General features: G+C 65.7%; 15 protein-coding genes. 4 read left to right on the plus strand and 11 right to left on the minus strand.

The window, feature by feature from the left end; genetic code table 11:
* The first annotated feature begins 75 nt into the window (after positions 1-75).
* Complete coding sequence (locus CR152_RS03880) at positions 76-660, plus strand: hypothetical protein (RefSeq protein ID WP_099873763.1); 585 nt, start codon at positions 76-78, stop codon at positions 658-660.
* On the opposite strand, the gene CR152_RS03885 is transcribed toward CR152_RS03880, so the two are convergent.
* The 6 genes from CR152_RS03885 to CR152_RS03910 are packed head-to-tail and all read right to left on the minus strand — an operon-like array spanning position 634 to position 10,043.
* The gene (locus CR152_RS03885; protein WP_099873764.1) at positions 634-3,726 is read right to left on the minus strand and encodes an efflux RND transporter permease subunit; all 3,093 of its coding nucleotides are present in this window, start codon (positions 3,724-3,726) and stop codon (positions 634-636) included. The two genes, CR152_RS03880 and CR152_RS03885, sit on opposite strands and share 27 nt — an antisense overlap.
* Positions 3,723-4,808 carry an efflux RND transporter periplasmic adaptor subunit gene (locus CR152_RS03890; RefSeq protein ID WP_099873765.1) on the minus strand — a complete coding sequence of 362 codons (1,086 nt, stop codon included), beginning with the start codon at positions 4,806-4,808 and terminating at the stop codon, positions 3,723-3,725. The genes CR152_RS03885 and CR152_RS03890 overlap by 4 nt, the downstream gene beginning before the upstream one ends.
* A complete protein-coding gene (locus CR152_RS03895; protein WP_157778316.1) occupies positions 4,805-5,995 on the minus strand; it encodes an MFS transporter in 1,191 nt (396 codons plus the stop codon). Before CR152_RS03895 ends, CR152_RS03890 begins: the two co-directional genes overlap by 4 nt.
* Positions 5,992-8,067: an ATP-grasp domain-containing protein gene (locus tag CR152_RS33755; protein WP_208640066.1), complete on the minus strand. Its 2,076-nt coding sequence runs from the start codon at positions 8,065-8,067 to the stop codon at positions 5,992-5,994. The genes CR152_RS03895 and CR152_RS33755 overlap by 4 nt, the downstream gene beginning before the upstream one ends.
* A gap of 18 nt (positions 8,068-8,085) precedes the next feature.
* Positions 8,086-9,093: a pyridoxal-phosphate dependent enzyme gene (locus CR152_RS03905; protein WP_099873767.1), complete on the minus strand. Its 1,008-nt coding sequence runs from the start codon at positions 9,091-9,093 to the stop codon at positions 8,086-8,088.
* Positions 9,094-9,095: 2 nt separating this feature from the next.
* Positions 9,096-10,043: a GHMP family kinase ATP-binding protein gene (locus tag CR152_RS03910; RefSeq protein WP_099873768.1), complete on the minus strand. Its 948-nt coding sequence runs from the start codon at positions 10,041-10,043 to the stop codon at positions 9,096-9,098.
* 137 nt (positions 10,044-10,180) lie between these two features.
* Here CR152_RS03910 and CR152_RS03915 point away from each other — a divergent pair, with 137 nt between their 5' ends.
* The gene (locus tag CR152_RS03915) at positions 10,181-10,615 is read left to right on the plus strand and encodes a Fur family transcriptional regulator (protein WP_099873769.1); all 435 of its coding nucleotides are present in this window, start codon (positions 10,181-10,183) and stop codon (positions 10,613-10,615) included.
* 115 nt (positions 10,616-10,730) lie between these two features.
* Here the strand turns inward: CR152_RS03915 and CR152_RS03920 are convergent, their stop codons facing one another.
* From CR152_RS03920 to CR152_RS03930, 3 genes are read right to left on the minus strand one after another with little or no spacing between them, the layout of a single operon-like run.
* Positions 10,731-12,194 carry an ABC transporter permease subunit gene (locus CR152_RS03920; protein ID WP_157778317.1) on the minus strand — a complete coding sequence of 488 codons (1,464 nt, stop codon included), beginning with the start codon at positions 12,192-12,194 and terminating at the stop codon, positions 10,731-10,733.
* On the minus strand, positions 12,191-13,576 hold the full coding sequence (locus CR152_RS03925) for an ABC transporter permease subunit (protein WP_099873771.1): 1,386 nt from the start codon (positions 13,574-13,576) through the stop codon (positions 12,191-12,193). Before CR152_RS03925 ends, CR152_RS03920 begins: the two co-directional genes overlap by 4 nt.
* Positions 13,573-14,286, minus strand: a complete 714-nt coding sequence (locus CR152_RS03930) for an ABC transporter ATP-binding protein (RefSeq protein WP_229413272.1) — start codon at positions 14,284-14,286, stop codon at positions 13,573-13,575. Before CR152_RS03930 ends, CR152_RS03925 begins: the two co-directional genes overlap by 4 nt.
* A gap of 86 nt (positions 14,287-14,372) precedes the next feature.
* Between CR152_RS03930 and CR152_RS03935 the strand changes: the two genes are divergently transcribed.
* Complete coding sequence (locus tag CR152_RS03935) at positions 14,373-16,565, plus strand: TonB-dependent receptor (protein WP_157778318.1); 2,193 nt, start codon at positions 14,373-14,375, stop codon at positions 16,563-16,565.
* 106 nt (positions 16,566-16,671) lie between these two features.
* A complete protein-coding gene (locus tag CR152_RS03940) occupies positions 16,672-17,127 on the plus strand; it encodes a tellurite resistance TerB family protein (protein ID WP_099873773.1) in 456 nt (151 codons plus the stop codon).
* A 38-nt stretch (positions 17,128-17,165) separates the two neighbouring features.
* Here CR152_RS03940 and CR152_RS03945 read toward each other — a convergent pair whose 3' ends face one another.
* Positions 17,166-18,797: a M28 family peptidase gene (locus tag CR152_RS03945; protein WP_099873774.1), complete on the minus strand. Its 1,632-nt coding sequence runs from the start codon at positions 18,795-18,797 to the stop codon at positions 17,166-17,168.
* Positions 18,798-18,902: 105 nt separating this feature from the next.
* On the minus strand, positions 18,903-20,663 hold the full coding sequence (locus CR152_RS03950; RefSeq protein WP_157778319.1) for a M28 family peptidase: 1,761 nt from the start codon (positions 20,661-20,663) through the stop codon (positions 18,903-18,905).
* Between the last annotated feature and the right edge of the window lie 27 nt (positions 20,664-20,690).

Consider the following 20,690-nt stretch of genomic DNA (forward strand, 5'->3'; position numbering starts at 1 on the left):
GCGCTACGTTAAGATCTTGTACCGTCAGGCTCAGCCCGGCAGTTGCCATTCAAGCTTACAGAAACGGATCACCTCATGCTGCTGGAAGACCTCGATACGCACTGCCCGGTTCACGGCAATCCGCTGAATGATGGGGTTGTCATGATTTCGTATGGATTGTTCCGCTATAGCGAGGCGTTCAACAAGGCCCACCGGTATCTGTTTCCCAAATCGAAATTCATGGTGCGGGGTGGGTGTGCGGTAAACGATGAGATCATTTACCACATGCGCTACTGCAATGCATGCCGCAGAGCCCATCTCTTGTGGGCGGCGGAAAATAAGTCGAATGAAGGCTTGCCGCACCTGGCGGACGAATTTGAGCGAATTCTTCATCTGCGCTTTGGCATGGAAAATTCGGTCACCAACGTACCGCCAGACGTGCACGACTTAATGCATGCGCATAACCTGGTCGACGCACTAAAGCTCCTTCAGCGCGCCAACCCGGGTGTGGAGATCCCCGAGTTACGCGCACACATGCGTTACCTCAGTCGCGGCGCGGAACTTGAGCAGGCGATCCTGGCGATGCGCATGGGCGGCCCGCAATTGGTCTATGAGCAGCTTGCGGCGCTGGCTGAGCGCAGCGGCAAAGATGAGCTACAAGAGCGCTTCGTCGGCAATTGACCGATGGCGCCCGGCCCGCACCGGGTCATTGCGCATACGCTTCTTCTTACGGTCGAACCGGTCCAGCGCCAGATACATCACCGGCGTCACATACAGCGTAATGAGCTGCGAAAACACCAGCCCCCCGACCACCGCAAGCCCCAGCGGCTGGCGCAGCTCCGCCCCCGCACCCCATCCCAGCGCAATCGGCAGGGCACCCATCAGCGCCGCAATCGTCGTCATCATGATCGGCCGAAAGCGCAGCAGGCAGGCCTGCCGCACCGCCAGTTCCGGCGCCATGCCTTCCTCGCGCTGCAGGTGAAGCGTAAAATCGATGATCATGATCGCGTTCTTCTTCACGATCCCGATCAGCAGCAAAATGCCGACCACCGCGATCATGGTCAGCTCCATTCCGAACAGCCATAAGGTCAGCAGCGCGCCCACCGCCGCCGACGGCAGCCCGGCCAGAATGGTCAGCGGATGAATATAGCTTTCGTACAGCACCCCGAGCAACATGTAGATCACCCCGAGCGCGGCCACGATCAGCCACACCTGGCTCGATTGCGCCTCCTGGAACACCGCCGCGTCGCCGCCATAACGCGCCACGATCGACGCTGGCAGCAACATGTCCCGCCCCATGGCATCGATGGCGCCGGTCGCCGCGCCCAGCGGCACGCCCGGCGCCAGGTTGAACGACAGCGTGATCGCCTGCAGCTGTCCCTGGTGATTGACCGACAATGGCCCGAGCGTGCGCTCCACCGTCGCAAAGCTCGATACGTTCACCAGCTCACCTGCCTTGCTGCGCACGGACACATGGCCCAGCGCATCCTCGAACTGGCGCTCGGCCTGCGCCGATTCCAGGATCACCGAATAGGTGGCTGCCGTGCCGTAAATGGTCGCCACCTGGCGCTCGCCGAAGGCCGAATACAGCGCGCTGCGCAGATCGGCGACCCGCACGCCCAGCACCGCCGCCTTGTCGCGATCAATCTTCAAGGTCGCCTGCAAGCCGCCGTTGCGCGCATCGCTGGTGACGTCGCTAAAGCGCGGGTCGGCCCGCATCCGCTCCAGGAACCGGGCTGCCCATTCGTCGGGACTACCGGCGCCCACGCTTTGCAAGGCGTACTGGTAGCGGCTCTTGCTTGGCCGTCCGCCGACCTGGAAATTCTGCACCGGCTTCAGATACACGGCCACGCCGGCAATGCCGCTGGTGGCGCGTTTCAGGCTCTTGATTACATCGGCCATCGCCGCGCGCTGTTCGCGTGGTTTAAGCAGCAGGAACATGCTGCCGCTGTTGTCGCCGCTGACCGACGATGTCACATCGCGCACATTCGGATCGGCCTTGATTGCCGCCGCCACTTTCACTTGCAGTGCCAGCATGGCGGAGGATGAAATATCTTCCGATGCTTCGGTCGATACGCGGATCTGGCCCAGGTCCTCTTCCGGCAGAAGCCCCTTGGGAATGGCCACATACAGCCCCACCGTCAGCAACAGGATGGCCAGCGCAGCCAGCAGCACCACTGTGCGGTGCGCGAGCGCGCGGTCCAGCGACCTGGCATACGCCCGTTCAAGGCGCCCGAAAGGGGTACCGGTGGCTGCGACGTGATGTTCATTTTCGCGCAGCAGGCGGCTCGACAGCATCGGCACCAGCGTCAGCGACACCAGCGCCGACACCAGCACCGCCAGCGACACCACCACCGCAAACTCGTGGAAGAGCAATCCCATCACGCCCGGCATGAAGAAAATCGGCATGAATACCGCCGCCAGCGAGATCGAGATCGACACGATGGTCAGGCTCACTTCGCGCGCGCCGACGATGGTCGCATCAACCGGCGTTTTGCCCGCCTCGATATGGCGCACGATATTTTCCAGCACGACGATCGCATCGTCCACCACCAGCCCCACGGCCAGGGTGATCCCCAGCAGAGAGACATTGTTCAGGCTGTAGCCGAGCCAGTGCATCAGCAGCAGCGCGCCAAGCAGGGAAATCGGAATCGTCAGCGCCGGAATCAGCGTGGCCGCGGCACGGCGCAGGAACAGGAAGATCACCAGGATCACCAGCACGACGGTCAGCCCGAGCGTGATGTTCACGTCAATCATCGCCTCGCGCACCGATACCGAACGGTCGTTGACCATATTGATCGCCACCGACTGCGGCAGCTGCGCGCGCATGCGTTCAAGCGTTCGCTTGGCCGAGTCGACCACGGCCAGTGTATTCGCATCCGGCTGGCGGTACAGCAGCAGCACGATCGAACGCTCTCCGTTAAAGCTGCTGGCCGAACGCACCGACTGGTAGCTGTCCTCGACGTCGGCCACGTCCTCCAGCCGCACCGGCTGGCCTGCGCGCATGGCCACGATCAGCCCCGCGTAGTCGGCTGCCTTGAGCAGTTGCGCGTTGCCCTGGATGACCATCGTCTGCGCCGGCCCGTCCAGCACACCGAGCGGTGAATTGGCATTGGCCGCTTGCAGCGCGGCCGACAGTTCATCCATCGACAGGTCGCGCGCCTTCATGCGGCCCGGATGGGCGCGCACCCGCACGGCAAAGCGTTTCTGCCCGAGCACCGTCAACTGCGCCACGCCCGGAAGACCCGACAGGCCCGGCGCGATCAGGTTCTCCGCATAGTCGTTCAACTCCGACAAGTCCATCGACGGCGACGTCATCTCCATCGACAGCACCGGCGCTTCCGCCGGATTGACCTTGCGGTACGATGGCAGCTCGGTCATTTCGCGCGGCAGTGCGCGCTGCGCCCGCAGCAGCGCCGCCTGCACGTCCACCGCGGCGGCATTGATGTCGATGGCCGGGCCGAATTCCAGCGTCACCGACGTGGCGCCCAGGGTGCTGGTGGAGGTCAGCAGGGTGACGCCCGCAATCGCGGAGAACTCCTTCTCCAGCGGCAGCGCCACCGATGACGCCATCGTCTCGGGGCTGGCGCCCGGCAGATTGGCCTGCACGTTGATGACCGGCGTGTTGTAGCTCGGTAGCGCGGACACGGGAATGAAGCGGTACGCCAGCAGTCCGGCAATCACCAGGCTGACCGACAGCAGCACCACCATCACGGGGCGCTCGATGCAATATCCGGATAAGTTCATCCCTGGCCCGCCTTGATGCGCGCGTCCGGCTTCAGATTCTGCTTGCCCTCCGTGACGATGGTTTCGCTGCCCGCCAGGCCCGTGACCGCCGCACTCGATCCGAACGCATGCAGCCGCTTTACCGCCACCTGTTTCACCGTCTGGTCCGGCCCAACCACGTACACAAAGCTGCCGGTGGGGTTGGTGATCATCGCCGCCTGCGGAATCACGACCGCGCCGCGCAGGGTGCGCACGGTCACGCGCGCGTCCACGTACTGCCCCGGCCACATGCCGGCGTCGCCATTCTCGAAACTCGCCTTGACCCGGATCGCCCCGGCCGCCGGGTCGACGCTGTTGTCGATGAAGCTCAGCTTTCCTGTGCGCTTGTTGGCCTCCACCGCCACCGCGCCGCGCTGCTGCGCCGCCAGCAGTTCGCCCACATTCGATTCCGGCAGCGTGAACGCGACCGCAATCGGATCGAGCCGTGTGACGGTGGCAAGCAGGGTGCTGACCTGCACCAGGCTACCCGGATACACCGTGATCGCGCCAACCCGTCCCGCCATCGGTGCGCGGATCGTGTTGTAGCTGGCGCCCACCTGCACCGCACGTAGCGCTGCCTGGTCGGCCCGCAGCAGCGCACGCGCCGCATCGACTTCGCTGCGCAGCGTATCGACCGCGGTGATGGCGATGAACTGCTTGTCCAGAAGTTCCACGCTGCGCCGGTAGCGCTGCTCCAGGCCGGCCAGCGCCGCCTCGTCGCGCATCACTTGCGCCTGCGCGCGCTCCACGCCGGCGCGCTCTGCGCGATCATCCAGCGAAAACAGCAGCTGGCCTTCCTTGACGAACTGGCCTTCGCGAATGTGCACTTGCTTCACCGTGCTGGTGGTCTGCGCGTGTACGTCCACCACGCTGATCGGGGTCACCGTGCCGTTCGCCCGCAGTACCACCGGTACGTCGCGCACCACCGCCACCACGGTGTTGACCACCATGGCGGGCGGGGAGGGCGGCGCCGCTTGGGCGCGCGCGGGTGTGCTCCAGTAGCGCGCCGCGCTGGCCACAACGATTGCGCCGCACAGCATCGCAATCGCATGCCGCTTGTTCATGTGGCCTCCCGCGCGCGTGGCGCCAAACGAAACAGGCCGAACGCGCTCAGGAGCCCGACGGCGCAGAAAATCATCCACGGCAGTTGCGGCCATTGCCGCGCGCTTGATAACTCGACCAGCCAGCCTCCGGCCACATTCCCGATCGCGCCGCCGAGCGCCAGGCTGAGCGAACTGAAACCGAGAAAGGTCCCCATCGCCTGCGGATTGGCCATGCTGGCGATCAGGTTCTGCATCGTCGGCCGCACCAGGATGGCGCCGACCGAAAACGCCGCCACGCACACCAGAAAGGCCGCAAAAGTATGCGCCAGCGCGATGGCGCCGGCGCCGAGCGCGATGATCGTCACGCCCAGCACGAGAATCTGCTGCGTCGACAGCCAGCGCTCCGCCACCCGCAGCAGGTGGTATTGCAACAGCACCGTCAGGCCGGCGCTGAGCGCGAACATGATGCCCACGCTATCCTGATTGCCGCTCAGGCGTTCGGCCAGCAGCGGGAAGCTGATATTGATCTGCACCGCCACGAACCAGTACCCCATCATCAGGCCGGTGAACAGCAAAAAGGGCCGGTCGCGCGTGACCAGGCCGAGGCGGTGCGTCATGGCCTGCGGCGCCTCCTGGATTTCCAGCGGCGGCAGCATCCACAGGGCGATGCCGCAGTTGAGCGCAAAGCAGGCCGCAGCCGCCAGGCACACCATCTGGAAGTCCACATGCAGCAGCGCCACGCCGACCAGCGGGCCGATGGTGCTGGCAATGCCGCTGACCCAGTTACTGAGTGCGTAGTAGCGCGGCCGCGTCTCTTCCGTGGTCAGTGCCGCAATCGCCGCCTGGTAGGGCGCCTCGAACAGCGCACCGCCCAGCGCCGACACCACCATTGCCACGCACAGCATGAGGGCGTCATCGGCGAACGCCAGGCTGGCAAAGCCGGCGGCGCGCAACAGGACGCCGAGGCAGATCATCGGCCGCACGCCGAAGCGGTCGGCCAGCATGCCGCCCACCAGCGCGAGCCCCTGCTGCGTCATCTGGCGCAGCGCCAGCGCGCCTCCGACCACGGCCGCGGCCATGCCAGCATTGCTCACAAAGTGCACGCTCACCAGCGGCATCAGCATCGCAAAGCCGACCACCATCAGGAAGGTGTACGCCAGCAGCGCATTGAGCCCGCGCTTGCGAACCTGGTCGGAGAGAACGGTCATGGCGCGCGGTACAGGTAGACGGAAGTCGGATCGGCGCTGAACTGCGAGAACGGGAACGGTTCGGCGCATACCGCGGCCACGCCGTCGCCCAGGAAGCGTGGGATGATGCCGCTGCCGGTCTGCGCGTACACGATCAGCGGAATGCCGCGCCGCCGCGCCGCCATCAGGATCTCGTCGAACGACCCGTTCGACAAGGTCATGCCGGTGGCGATGATCATGTCGGCCTGCTCCAGGATCGGCAGCATGTCGCGCGCCACTTCCAGCCCGTTCTGAGTGCGCTCCATGTTGAAGTCGCACGGCAGGCAAATGCCGCCATGCTGCACGATCGCGTCGACCAGCGGATTGACCACACCGATCAGGCCCACGCGCTGGCCCGACTTGATCGACACCAGCGCGGCAATCGCATTGTCGCGCGCCACCGCACGCACCGGCGGCGCGCCGGCCGGCAGCAGCATCGCTTGCGCCAGCGCCGACTCGCGCGGCGGGCGCACCGCATTCAGGTACGCGTCGAGCGCGGCGATGCGCACCGGCAGGCGCGGATCGACCAGCAGGTCGGCCACGCTGCTGCCTGCCAGCGCCGGCGCAATTGTCGGATCGAGCGCATCGCGTTCGATGCAGCAGGCGCCAAAGGCCGCGCCCACGCGCAGCACCAGATAATAGTTGCGATAGGTTTGCTGCGTGCCCGGAAAGCGCGTGCTCTGCGAAATCCACGATGCGCCGACCACGTGCATCGTCGCCGGCGCCGGTCCGTACAGGCCGCACTGCACGTCTTCGATCAGGCCCGCCACGTTCCATGGCGCGGCCGGCTCTTTCACATCGCCGGCAAAACGCATCTCAACCCGGGAGAGTGCCTTCTCGGCATATTTGCGCGCATCCAGGCCGTCCGGATCGACGGCGACGACGTGGCCGAGGTAGCAGGCGTTGTCGATGGGCGCGGCCAATTCCTTGCCGGCCGCATTGGCGATCAGCGCACGCACGACGTGTGGCGCGTTGGCCACGCTGTCGATGCCGGTCATGGCGCTGACCCGGCCCACGCCTGCAGGGACCAGGAACTTGATGGCGGCGCTCTGCACGCCGGTCTCCTTGCGCGTGAGGTCCGGCTGCCGGCCGAGCGCAAGGTCGATCTGGGCGGACAGGAATTCAATGCCCGTAACCCGCTCGATCAGCTCCGCAATGTAGTTCCCGCCCGGGCGCGGATTGATTTCGACGATGCGCGGTCCCTTGCGCGTGATCTTCACTTCGGTGTGGCTGATGCCGTGGTCGAAGCCGACCGCCTGCAGTGCCGCCGCCACCAGCTCGCATACCGCTTCGCTCACGTCGCCGTCCAGCCGCGCCGGGAACATATGTCCGTCCTCGATAAAGTAGGGGAAGCCTGTCAGGCTCTTGTCGGTGATGCCGATGATGGTTGTCTGTCCGCCGAAGGTGCACGCTTCCACGCTCACTTCCTCGCCCTTCATGTACTCTTCCAGCAGCCAGAGCGGCTCGCGCGCCTGCTCGCGGAAGTTGGTCGGAAATGCTTCCAGCGCCGTGAAGGCGGCCTGCAGCTCCGCTTCATCCTTGACCAGCTTGACGAACGCGCTCGATGCCAGGTCCGACGGCTTGAGGATCAGCGGATAGCCGATCTCGCTGGCTGCCTCGCGCGCAGCGTCCCACGACGTCACCGCACTGAAAGCCGGATTGGGCAGCCCGGCTTTTTCCAGCGCTTCGCGCACCAGGTGCTTGCGGCGCACCATGGCCACGTTGCTGCAGAACGCCTGCGGCAGTTCCAGCGCTTGCGCCACCTGGGCCACGGTGTCGATGTAGTAGTCGCAGATGGTCACCACGCCGTCGAACTTGAGTACGCGGTGCTGTGCGCGCAGGAAGGCGATCAGCGCCGGCACGTCGTTCGTCTCGGTTGTGAGCACATTGGCGGCGTGCGCCAGCACCGGGTGGATCGGAGCATCCTGCCCGTCAAGGTAGTGGCCGCGGTTGCGCGTCACGAAGGTGTAGGTGTGGCCGGCGCCGGTGATGGTGGAGGGGAAGATGCGGCCGGTGCCGCCGACCCAGCTTTCGATCATTAACAGGTGTGCCATGGTGTGATTACTCCCTTTTCAGTTGAATGTTTCGGTGGCGGTGCGGCGGTTCCAGGCCATCACGGACCAGGGCAGCACAAGCTGCTCGTGCGAGTCGACGTGGACGGGCGCCAGCGTATGCAGTTCCAGCGCGTCGGCGTGCTGCGCGAAGACCGCGTCCACGTAGCGGTGGCCGGTATCGGGCGCGATGAACAGCACGTTGCGCTCGGGCCGCAGTTGCGCTTCACGCGCGGCGGCAAGGTAGCAGCAGCCGCTCGACAGGCCGGCGAAGATCGCGTGCCGGCGCAGCAGGGCCACCGCGCCCGCCAGACCGTAATCGAAGCCGACCCAGTGGATCTGGTCGTACAGCGCGTGCTGCACATTGCGAAAGGGGATGCCGGTGCCGATGCCGGCGATGATGATGCCCGGGTCTTCGATGTGGGCGCAGCCGAAGGTGACGCTGCCGAACGGCTGCACGCCGACCAGTTCCACCGCATTGTCGGTACAGCGCAGCGCGCGCGCCAGGCCGCCGGTGGAACAGCCCGAGCCCACGCCGCCGACAATGGTCAGGCCATCGGTGCCGAGCAGGCGTTCGATGTCGCTGGCGATCGGCTCGTAGCCGGCGTAGTGAATATCGTCGTGGTATTGCTGCATCCAGTGCACATGCGGATTGGCGGCGCGGATTTCCTGGATGCGCGCCACGCGCAGGCTCTGGTCCATCTTCAGGGTGGCCGACGGCGGCACCTGCTCCACGTTCGCCCCGAGCAGCTGCAACTGCACCATCAGCGTCTTGTCCACCGTTTTCGAGGCGATGATGTGGCACTGCATATCGAACTTGTGGCACGCCAGCGCGAGCGCGTAGGCGTAAATGCCGCTGGAGCTGTCGAGCAGCGTGTCGCCGCGCCTGACCACGCCGGCGGCCAGCAAGCGCTCGACCGCAACCAGCGTCGAATACACTTTCATCGTCTCGAAACGGGCGACGTACAGGTTGGGGCCGAGGCGTACGAAATCCGGCACCTTGATGGCGTCTGCAATGTGATCGAACATGGTCAGAATCCTGTCTGGACGAAGCGGCTTTGATAGCCAAGGCCGCGAAAAAATGACGAGAGCGCCCCCATTTGCGTGGGGCCCGGTTTGTGGATATACAGATAGCCCGCCAGGCTGCCCGTGTGTGCGACGAAGATGCCGTCGGCCCCGTAGCGCGCCTGGTTCTTGAGCAGCACGCCCAGGTTGCGCTTGGGGATGGCGTCCTGCCCCAGCACCGCGCTGACCGTGGCGCAGGCGGCGATGGCGGCCAGGTCGCCGCGCAGAAAGGCGTCGACGGCATTATCGAGATTGGCCGTGTATGGCGTGAGCCGCTCCTGGTACAGCGCGAGCAGCCGCGCGCCGGTTTTTTCGGTATCGATGCGGTTACCCTCATCGATATAGCAGGCATGGAAGGTCGGTGCGCTGCCGAAGCACTGCACCACCTGCTGGCGCCCGCTCAGGTACAGCGCGTAGGTATCCAAAAACACGCTGTCGGAACGTTCGATGGCGCGCAGGGTGGCCGATATCGATTCGCCGGGCGACTCGATGCCGAAGATCGCATCGAGGCAGCGGATGGTGGCCACGATGTCGGCCGTCGAACTGGCCATGCCTTTCCCTTCCAGCAGTTCGGAATCGTGATTCCAGGTCCCGGGCGGGAGCTGCTTGCGGTGCAGCGCCAGGTAGTGGCCGATCGCCTGTTGGCATTTGGTTTTGGTGGCGAGTGCGTTATCCGCTCCGGCGCGCTCGCCGTGGGTGAAGTGCATGCAGCTGTATTTTTTGACCGGCAGCGAGATCAGGCTGATATGCGCCGCCCCATCGGATATATACGGGCCTTGAATCAGCTCGCCCAGGGTACCGCGGCAGATCCCGCTGCTGATCGTTCCCGGCGCGCTGGCCGGGTCGGTAGGCCAGGCGAAGTCGCGCCGCGCCGCTGGTGTGGATCTGCTGTCTGCGAAGTCGATGGAAGGCACGGGATGATGGCTTTCGTTGTGGAGGTCGGGAGAGCATTACCTGACTGCTTGGCGTTAACGATAATGTATTATCATTAGCGGGGCAAGTGTTTGTTCAGCTTTATGGGATAATGGGTTTTTGCTTCAACAGCCTTGCCATGGAACGTTCTACACGCCAGCGGACAGCGATTCGTACTGTCATCGATGCGGCGGCCCGCCCGCTCACACCTCAGGAAATTCTCGCCGGGGTACGGGAGACCGTGTCCGAAATCGGCATCGCGACCATTTACCGCAACCTCAAGCTGCTGCTCGACGAGGGCACGATCCAGACCGTGAGCCTGCCGGGCGAGAATGCGCGCTACGAAATGAGCCACGCCGCGCATCATCACCATCACCACTTTCATTGCGTGCCGTGCGACCGCGTGTTCGATGTCGAAGGCTGCCCGGGCACGATGGAAAATCTCGCGCCGGCCGGGTTTGTGATCGACCGCCACGAACTGACCTTGTACGGCGTGTGCGCCGACTGCTCGGCGGAGCGCGCGAAGGCAGCGCCAGTACCAAAACGCCGGGCGCGCGCACCGAAGACGCACTAGTTACGTCGTTCCCGCGCCAAGGCGGCACTCGGCGGGAACCCAAGTCTATTCCGTAATTGCAGGCGGCTTTACGAACTTGGGTTCCCGCCTGCGCGGGAACGACGGGGGATAGCGGTTACAACCGGAACCGCCGCCCGCTCCACAGCATCAGCATCACCGCACACGCCAGCACCCACAAATACCCCACAGCCCCGCCAATACTCGCGGCCACGCCATCGAGCGGCCGGTCGGCCTGAAAGCGCGGTATCTTGTCGTGATCCGTGAAGTTCAGGCGCGCCGCGCAGCCCTGGCATGCATTGGCCGGATTGGCTGCTTCCGCCAGCGCGCGCGGCCAGAAAAACGCCCGCAGTTCGTCCGTATATTCGCCGGTCCGCTTCAGGAAGCGCTTGTGACGTTCCACGCCGCTGCCCGCGGCCTGCTGCAGCAAGGTATCGAACACCATCGCCGGCGACAGCCAGCGCAGCGCGGCCGCCCGCCCCGCCGCGGCCTCGTTCTGGTGCGCCGCAGCCGAAGCGCGCTCCTCGATTTGTCGTTCCACTGCCTGCTGCACCGCAATCTGCTTGGTCGCATACGACACCTTGTCAACCCGCTCGGCTGCCGCCGCGTACGCCGGCTCGGCGCGCGCAAACGCGGCAAACAGCGCATCGCGATTGGCCGGCGTGAAGTCGTTCGCACGCCGCAGGTCGTCGAGATAAAGCAGTGGCGACGGCGCCGGATACGCCGTGTCGATGATCAGGGCGCCGGCTGCCGGAACGAAGAACGTGAAGCCGATCCACACCGATACCAGCCGCAGATAGCTCCCCACCACCCCGATGCGGCTTGCCAACAGCGCCGTCAGCGCCACCCAGAACAAGGTGAGGCCGGCCAGCGCGGCGCCCAGTAGCAGCACGGTGCCCGCCGTCTGCATGCTCCAGCATGGCGTGCCCGCCACCAGCAGGGCCAGCACCGTCGCCACGAGCGTGAACGGTACGCACACGATGGCGGCAACGCCAAACTTGAGCATCACCAGTTGGCGGAACGACGGCAGTTGCGCCGCCATCAGCCGCAGCGCGCCGGAATCGCGTTCGGCCGCCAGGAGCGAGGCGCCGATGGCGATCAAGGCCAGCGGCAGCACATACACCAGCACGAACGACAGGTCGAAGTCGCCCAGGCTCAAAATGCGCGGGTTGATGAAGTCGAAGGCGGCAGCCGGCGGCGCCACGTAATCGAGATCCGTCTTGATATAGAACGGCAGCAGGCGTGACTGGCCGATGGCAATCCCCGCCAGCGGCGACGGCGGCTTGACCGCATACGCCGACAGGCCGTAGCGCATGTAGCCGGCGGCGTCGGACGGGTCCTGCCAGTACGGCAGCACCGTGTCGGCGGGGCGGCTGTAGCGCGCCACGTCGGCCTGCTGCTTCAGGACCTTGGCTGCCGCATGCATTTTCACCCGCTCGACCGTGGCTTGCTGCCCGTCGGCGTTGGCCTGGCCGTTGATCGCTCCCCACGCCAGCGCGGCAAACAGCAGTGCGCCGATGATCCATGTGAAGCGCGCCCTGAGCAGCATCGCCAGTTCGAGTCGAAACAGTGCGCGCGTCATGGTTGCACCCCTTTCACCGCGCGCCAGGCGGCAAGGCCGGCAAGGACGCACCATCCCGCCAGCAGCAGCAATGGCGCCGCCGCGTTGGCGAGCACGCCGCGCAAAGGCGGCGCGCTGTAGGCAAAGGCCGGCACCGATTCCCAGAACTGCTTGCCGGTCGAGGCGCTTGCGTCCTCGTGTTCCGCATGACGCATCAAATCTCCATTAAGGCGGTTGACCATCGCGCGCCGGTAGGTTTCGGCGGCTTCGATGAAATGCCGGTGCTGGTAAAAGTCGGTGCCTGCAACGGCCGCGCCGGACGCTTGCAGCGCAACGGTCGGCGTGATGGCGCCCAGCCAGCCGAAGGTGCGGTCCTGCTGCTCCACCGAGTCGTAAAAGCGTCCGAGCACGCGGTCGAACACATCATGCGATTCGCGCTCGGACTGGTCGAGCTGCGCGGCGCGCACATTGGTCACCTTGGCCTTGACCAGCGCCTGGCGCCGCGCTTCCCATTTCTCGGCGCCTTCGTACGCGGGCGACTCGTTCTCAACGCGGCTGCGCAGCTCCTGGTATGACGGCACGGGCGCGAGCACTTGCGCGGCATTGCCGGCGGCGCGCGGCAGTACCACGCACAGCACCAGCCAGAGCACCAGCATGATGGCCAGCGCCGCGCGCGCACTGGGCGCCTTGAGCGACACCGCCAGTGCGATCAGCAAAAATACCAGCAGGTACATGAAGTTCAGCAGGCTCCAGATGGCCAGCCGACTCGCGCCGTTCCAGCCTGCGTCGGGCAGCGCCTGCAGCGCGAAGGTCCCCATCGCCACCACGGGAGCGAGCGCCATGCACACCAGCGCGCCCACCATCACCGCGAAACGCGAGAGCAAAAGGCGCCCGGGCGTGGCGCCGTTACCGAAGGCCATGCGCAGGGTGCCGCGCTGGCGGTCCTGGGCAAAGCCGGCAAAACCGAGCAGGATCGCAAACATCGGCCCGAGCACTTCGAGCACCTGCGCCACCGAGGCGGCACTGCGCATGATCGGATCGGCATCCTGGTTGGGGCGGAAAATCATCTCGTTGCGCTTGTGCGCCTCCAGCCAGACCGACAGGCCGACGAAGGGTTCGATGCCTGGCGCGAGCACCAGCAGCGGCGACGACGGCTTGACCGCCCACACGCCGAAGTGCGCGGCGCTGTGCGGGTCTTTCTGGCCCTGGGCGACCCAGCGCGCGCGCTCGGATGCGGCGAAGCGCGTGCGTTCGTCGGCCATGCGCGTCGCGCCATTCATGGACGAGAAAAACACGATCAGCAGCAGCAGCGGCGCCAGGATGGCGACCCAGCGCAGGCGTGGTTCGCGCCACAGGCGCTGGGCTTCGGCGCGCAGCAGCGCCGGATGCAGCGCCCCGCTCATCGCGCCAGCTGCGTGATGTAGACCTGCTCCAGCGCCGCATGCCCGGTCGTTTGCGGATCGATTTCGCGCTCGATGCGCCCCGCGTGCAGCACACCGACGCGAGTAGCCACTTCCTTGATGCGGTACAGGTCATGGGTGGCCATCAGAATGGCGACGCCACGCTGCGCCGCCGCGCGCAGAAGGCCAGACAGCTCCGACGCAGCCAGCGGGTCCAGGCCCGAGGTGGGCTCGTCGAGCAGCAGCAGCTTGGCCTCGCGCGCCATCGCGATCGCAATGCCGACCTTCTGGCGCATGCCTTTCGAGTAGTTGCGCGCGTGGCGGTCGTGCGCGTCGGCACGCAGGCCGGACTCGCTCAAGAGCTGGCGCAAGGTGGCGTCGTCCAGCTCCTTTGACGCCAGCAGCGAGAAGTAGCGCAGGTTTTCCAGCCCGCTCAGTTCCGGATAAATCGCCACCTGTTCCGGCAGATAGGCAATCGAGCGGCGCGTGCGGGCCGCGTCGCCCGCAACCGGTTCGCCGCACACATGGATGCTGCCGCCGTCCGGCTGCAGGAAGCCGAGGATCAGATTGAGCGTCGTGGTTTTGCCGGCACCGTTGGGGGCGAGCAGCGCGTACACCTCGCCCGCCTGCAAGGTGAGCGAGAGGCCGTTCAGGGCCACGCGCTCGCCGAAACGGCGCGTGACGTTGTCCATCTGGAGGGCAGGTTTCATCATGTCCATGGGGTTGACTTAACTAAAAGATTGCGGAAGTGTCGAGGACTATACGATAATGAGAGCTTATTATCAATAGGAGTCTTGCCGTGAAATTGAGAAAGCTGCCGTGCGCACTGCTTTGCCTGTATAGCCCCTTGCTCGCGTATGCCGACGACGCACCGCCGCCAATGCAGGTGGTTGTCATCGACAGCGCCCGTGCGCCGGCCGGCAGCGACAGCACTGGTGTAGGCAGCCGCCTCGACCTGGCCCTGCGCGAGACGCCCGCCTCGGTCGAAGTGATCAACCGCGACCTGATCGAGGTGCGCGGTGCGCGCAGCCTCGATGAAGCGGTGCGCGGCGCGGTCGGCATCACCCAGGGCGGCAATGCCACCTCGCCGTCGCAAACGTCGTCGCGCGGGTTCAGCGCGGGCTTCGTCAGCTATCTGTACGACGGCAGCCGCATCGCCGTGCCGACCATGAGTGCGCGTACCCAGGACACATGGAATTTCGAGCGCATTGAAGTGCTCAAGGGACCTGCCTCGCTGATGTCGGGCGACGGCGCGATTGGCGGCGCGATCAATTTCGTCACCAAGCGGCCGGACCGCACGCTGCCCGCCAGCGAAGCGATGCTGTCGTACGGGAGCTTCAATACCTGGCGCCTCGGCGCGGGCATCAACCGGCCGCTGGGCGAGACGAGCGCAGTGCGCATCGATTACAGCCACCAGCAGTCCGATGGCTACATCGACCGCAACAAGCAGCGTTACGACAGCCTGACCTTGGCCACCACCAGCGCGCTGACGCGCGACATCACGCTCGACCTGAGCCTGGATCTGCTGTCCGATAGCGTGAAGGCGTATCAGGGCTCGCCGCTGGTGCCGCGTGCTCTGGCGACCGATCTGGTGGGCGCGGTCAGCGAAGCTCGCGGGCGCGTGATCGACCGGCGCCTGGCCTTTAAAAACTACAACGTCGACGACGCGGTCATGGAGTCCGACAGCGCCTGGGCGCGCGCCAAGCTGACCTGGAAGCTCGCTCCCGACTGGACCTTGCGCAACGAACTGTCGTACTACACGGCCGACCGCAACTGGCGCAACGCCGAGAGCTATACCTTCAGCGCGCCGCGCCAGATCGTGCGCGACCTGGTTGGCGTGACGCACGACCACCAGGTGTTCGGCAACCGGCTCGACCTGTCGTACACCGGCAATCTGGCGGGCATGAAGCACCGCTTCGCCGCCGGCGCGGAATACACCAAGACGCGCTTTGCCACCGGCCGCAGTTTTTCCAACGGCGCCGGCGCCGCCAATGCCGCGTTGACGGTCGACCTGTTCGATCCGGCCTACGGCACCTATGAATCGCTGAGCGCCAACGCCGCGCTGTACACGGGCGCCGGCAACCGCACCAATTTTTCGACCAGTATTCCAACCGTGTCGCTGTACCTTGAGGATGCGCTGTGGGTGACCGACAAGTGGACCATCGTGGCGGGCCTGCGCCAGGACCGGGTCAAGCTCGGTCGGCGCACCGCGGACCTGAATACGGGCGTGGCAACCGCGTACTCGCAGACGTACGACCCGCGCTCGCTGCGCATCGGCACTGTGTATGCGTTCGACAAGGACATCTCGGTGTACGCGCAGCACACCAGCGCCTCGGCGCCGGTCGGCTCGGGCAACCTGCTGCTGCTCAGCGCCGCGAATGCCGCCTTTGAACTGTCGAAAGGCACGCAGAGCGAAATCGGCATCAAGCAGTCGCTCTTCGGCGGCACGGTCGACACCACGCTGGCGCTGTACCGGATCGAGCTCGATAACATCCTTTCGCGCGATGCCGCGGTGCCGACCTTGACCGTCAACAGCGGCAAGCAATCCTCGCGCGGGGTGGAGCTGGCGGCGGCGTGGCGGCCAACGCGCCAGGTGAGCATCAACGGCAACCTGGCCGTGCTCGACGCCCGGTTCGACCAGCTGCTCGAAGCGGGCAAGGTGTCGCGCGCGGGGAACCTGCCGCCCAACGTCGCCAAAAAGACCGGCAACCTGTGGGTCGACTACAAGGTGGACCAGATGCCGCTCAAGCTGGGCGCCGCGCTCAATTACACGGGCGAGCGCTACACCAACAACGCCAATACGGTCCGCATGAACGCATTCACCACGGCAGACGTGTACGCGAGCTGGCGGCTCGGCACGGGCGATCTGACGCTACGTGTGCGAAATCTGGGCGACAAGCTGTATGCCGGCTGGAGCGGGGCGAACGTGAACAGCCAGGTGATTCTGGGTGCGCCGCGCAGCGCCGACCTGACCTGGCACGCGCGGTTTTGAGCGCCGCTTTGTTACGGCCGGCTTAAAGGAACGTCCGTTTGCTGTAGTGAAGCTGAAAATCAGAGTAAGATTGCCGTTCTTATCAACTTGCAAACCGGAGTACACCATGAGTTTCGACAATTTTCTGACTCGCCTGAAAACCAAAGCCGGTGAAATGAAAACGGAAGCCCTGAAATTCAAGAACAAGAATTTCATGGATGCGGCGATGGCCGGTTCGGCGCTGATCGCCATGGCGGACGGTAACATCACGTCGGACGAGAAGCAAAAAATGGTCAAGTTCATCGAGACCCACGACGCGCTGTCGGTCTTCACGACCAGCGACGTGATCAAGGCGTTCCAGGACCATGTGAGCCAACTCGAATTCGACAAGGATATCGGCGAATCGAAAGCCTACCAGGCACTGGGCAAGATGAAATCGAACGGCGAAGCGGCGCGCCTGCTGGTGCGCATGGTGATCGCCATCGCATCGGCGGACGGCAAATTCGACGACGGCGAAAAAGCGGTGGCGGTCAAGATCTGCAAGGAACTCGGCATCAACCCGTCCGAGTTCGAGCTGGCATAAGAAGATGGGGTGGGCCGCAAGCCCACCCCCTTACTGCATTACTTGGCTGAGGCGCGAACCTTGCCGAAGGCGTCGCCGGCTTTCCAGGCCGGCATCTTCGGTGCGTCCGCCACGCGGCGACCCAGGTTCAACGTGAACTGCGCCTGCTGCACCATGCCCGACAGATCCCATGTCGGATCGTATTCATCGCCTACCTGGTGGTAGCGCGCGCGGTACGAGGCCTGCTTGGCCTTGGCGCCTTCGATATCCTTCACATAGTCCTTGCCGCCTTCGATCGAGAAGGCTGGAATGCCGGCTTTCGCGAAGCTGAAATGGTCGCTGCGGAAGTAGCCGCCCGCCAGGTCCGGCTCGGGCGTACGCACCACCAGGCCCATGGCCTTGGCGGTCGCTTCGGCCATCGCGCCCAGTTCCGTGCGCTCGCTGCCCTTGGTGCCGATATCCTTGGCCGCGCCGACGAAATTGAGGCTGTCCAGATTCAGGTTGGCCGCGGTTTTATTGACTGGCCACAGCGGGTTGCTGGCGTAGGCCGCGCTGCCCAGCAGGCCCTGTTCTTCGGCTGCCACCCACAGGAACATCTGGCTGCGTTTGGCCGGCGAGCGTACCGCTTCCTGCGCCATGGCCAGCAAGCCGGCGGTGCCGGATGCATTATCGACCGCGCCGTTGTAGATGGTGTCGGCGCCTTCGCCTTGCTTGCCCAGGTGATCCCAGTGGGCGCTGTAGATCACCACTTCGTCCTTGAGTTTCGGATCGGTGCCCGGCACCACGCCGGCCACGTTGAACTGTTCGACCATGCGCACGGCCGCCTTCATCTCGCCTTTGATTTTGGCTTTCAGGGCCACCGGCTTGAAGTTCTTGTTCTCGGCGGCAGTACGCAGCGCGTCCAGATCTTCGCCGGCGGCGGCGAACAGGGTGCGCGCGGAGGCTTCGGTCATCCAGCCTTCCATGTTGGCGCCCAGTTTGCCCTGCGCCAGCTGAAAGCGTTCGCTCAGCCAGCTGTTTTGCACCACGCTCCAGCCATACGAAGCCGAAGCGTCGGTGTGAATCAGCAGCACGCCGGCAGCGCCCTGGCGCGCGGCTTCTTCAAATTTGTAGGTCCAGCGGCCGTAGTAGGTCAGGCCCTTGCCGTTGAAGCGATTCGGCTCGGCTGCCGTCGGCGCCGGGTCGTTGACCATCATGACGACGACCTTGCCCTTGACGTCCATTCCCTTGTAGTCGTCCCAGCCTTCTTCCGGCGCGGTGATGCCGTAGCCGACGAACACCAGGTCGGCGTTCATCGCGTGCGAGGCCTTGGCGTCGCCCGGCGCCCAGACCCAGTCCTTGCCGAAGGCGAGCGATTGCGCCTTGCCGCCCGCTTCCAGCGCCACGCTGCTGCTGTCCGGCGTGGCTTTCACGCCCGCGATCTTGACCGACTGGCGGAAGCTGTCGCCGTTGCCCGGCTTGAGTCCGACGGCCAGCGCCTGTGCTTCAAGGTAGGCCACGGTCAGGTCGCCGCCGCGCTGGCCGGTGCCGCGTCCTTCGAGTACATCGCTCGACAGGAACGACAGGTGGGCGCGCAGCGGCGCTTCCTTGACGGTGGGGACGGAGGCGGCGCCGGCGGCGTACGCGGGGAAAGCTGCGGCCAGGCTGGTAGCCAGGGCCGTGCTCACGAGGGAGGAAAGCATCTTTTGCATGGGTTCCTAGTGCGGTAGAGGGTGGTAAATACGGCGCCCACGGCGGGCGGAGCGAAACATTGTATGCCATTCCGCCACCCCGTTTGCAAAGGAAATCGCGCGGCGCTAGCGCAGTACCAGCATGTCGGTGGAAAGGGTGCGGCCGCGGCGTGGCGCGTGGGTGCGCTCGTGGGCAATCGCCTCGGCCGGCAGGCCCGGGATCGATTCCTGGATATGGATGCGCGCGGTGGCGCCGCCCTCCAGCTCCAGCTTGATCGGCAGGCGCCGCTGGCCCATGCCGTGCAGGGTCAGCGTCCAGTCGCCGCGGCGTTGCGTCGCCAGCACGCGCCCGCCAAGCCGCGCCGCCAGCACGCGCGCGCCTTTTACCCGCAGTTCGATGGTCGGCGCCGCGTTTTTCGAGGTTAGCGCAAACGCCACCCGGCGCCTGGCCGGCGTGTCCTCGTTTTTAAGCATCTCGATCTGCGGAAAGGCGATGCCGGTGCGCGGCGCCGCCGTGGTTGCGCGCGAGCCGGCGCCATCGAGCCAGTACGATTTCCAGGTGGTGGCGTCGGCCAGGTAGGTGATGCTGTCCGGTGGCGCTGTCGTCGGACTTGGGCGGGTGCATACGGCTGCCGCCAGCGGGACCAGGAGCGCGATGGCTGGCATCGTGCCGGTGGCCAGGATGGCGGCCCGCGCATGGCGCGACAGGGCGGCCGTCAGCGGCAGGTGCAGCGCACCGGCAGCCAGCAGCACCCCGATCAGCGGCCATGCCAGCAGGTGGGCGGCGCCGGGCTTTGCCGCGCTCAGGACGATCAGCGCTACCAGCAGGCCCGCCATGGCGGCGCTCAGCGCCAGTGGACCGGTGCGTTTCGCGCCGTACCGCAGCGTGGCCCAGCACACCAGAAGGCATAGCGCGCAGGCGACGCGCGTGATGTGCCAGACGATGCGTTCCGGGTAGTGCAGCGCGCCGGCCAGCGGCACGGTGAAGTACACGCGGTCCGGCGCGGTGATGGTTTCGAGACGATGTGCGCCGAATGTGCGCGCCAGCGACACGATGGAGTCGCCGCTGTGCTGCATGGCGGCGCTGCCTGCCGTAGCGGCGAAGCGCATGCCGGCCAGGCCGAGCGTGCGCAGTGGTGACTGGTCGGCCTCCCCGGCCGAGGCGTGCGAGGAGCCGGCCGGCGCCGCGTCCAGGCGCGCCCATGCCGCCACGGTGCGGCCGTTGCCGCCGTGGGTATCGAGCAGCGTCAATGGACCGTGTCCTTGTACTCCCTCGAAACGCAGCACCAGCCCGATTTTGCGGGCCCACGGATGCTGCTCGACAAAGGCGCGCGCGCCCAGCGAGCCAGCGTGCTCGCCATCGGCAATGAGCACGATCAGGTCATTGACCAGGGGCGCACCCTGGCGCAGGGCGCGTAGCGATTCGAGCAGGGCGGCCACCGCGCCGGCGGCGTCGGGCGCATCGGGCACGCTGTCATAGTGCGAGGCCAGCATCAGCGGATGCCCGCGCACCGGTGCACTGCCACGGATGCGCAGCACGATGTTGTGCACCACCGCGACCGTGAGACGGGCATGGCCGGCGTCATCGCGTCGGCTGCTGCTGACCGTCGCCGTCTGTACCTGCGGGTCGAGGCCGAGCGCGCGCAGCTTTTCCAGCAGATAGTCGCGTGCGCGCACATTGGCGTCGCTGGCGATAGGGCGCGGCGTCTGTGCCAAAAAACTGGCATGTACCAGTGCGCGGGTGGCCGAAAACGCCGCCGGACCGGCATCGGGCGGTGCCGCCGGCAGCGGGGCGGGCCGCAGCGCGAGCCAGGCCAGCGCCGCCGCCATCAGCAGCGCTGCGGCCAGTCCTGCGGCGCCGGCTGGAATGGCGGCGAGTCTGTTCATGTGCATGGCAGGCAGGGGCAGTTCAAA

This window comes from Massilia violaceinigra, from assembly GCF_002752675.1.
GTDB classification, from domain to species: Bacteria; Pseudomonadota; Gammaproteobacteria; order Burkholderiales; family Burkholderiaceae_D; genus Telluria_A; species Telluria_A violaceinigra.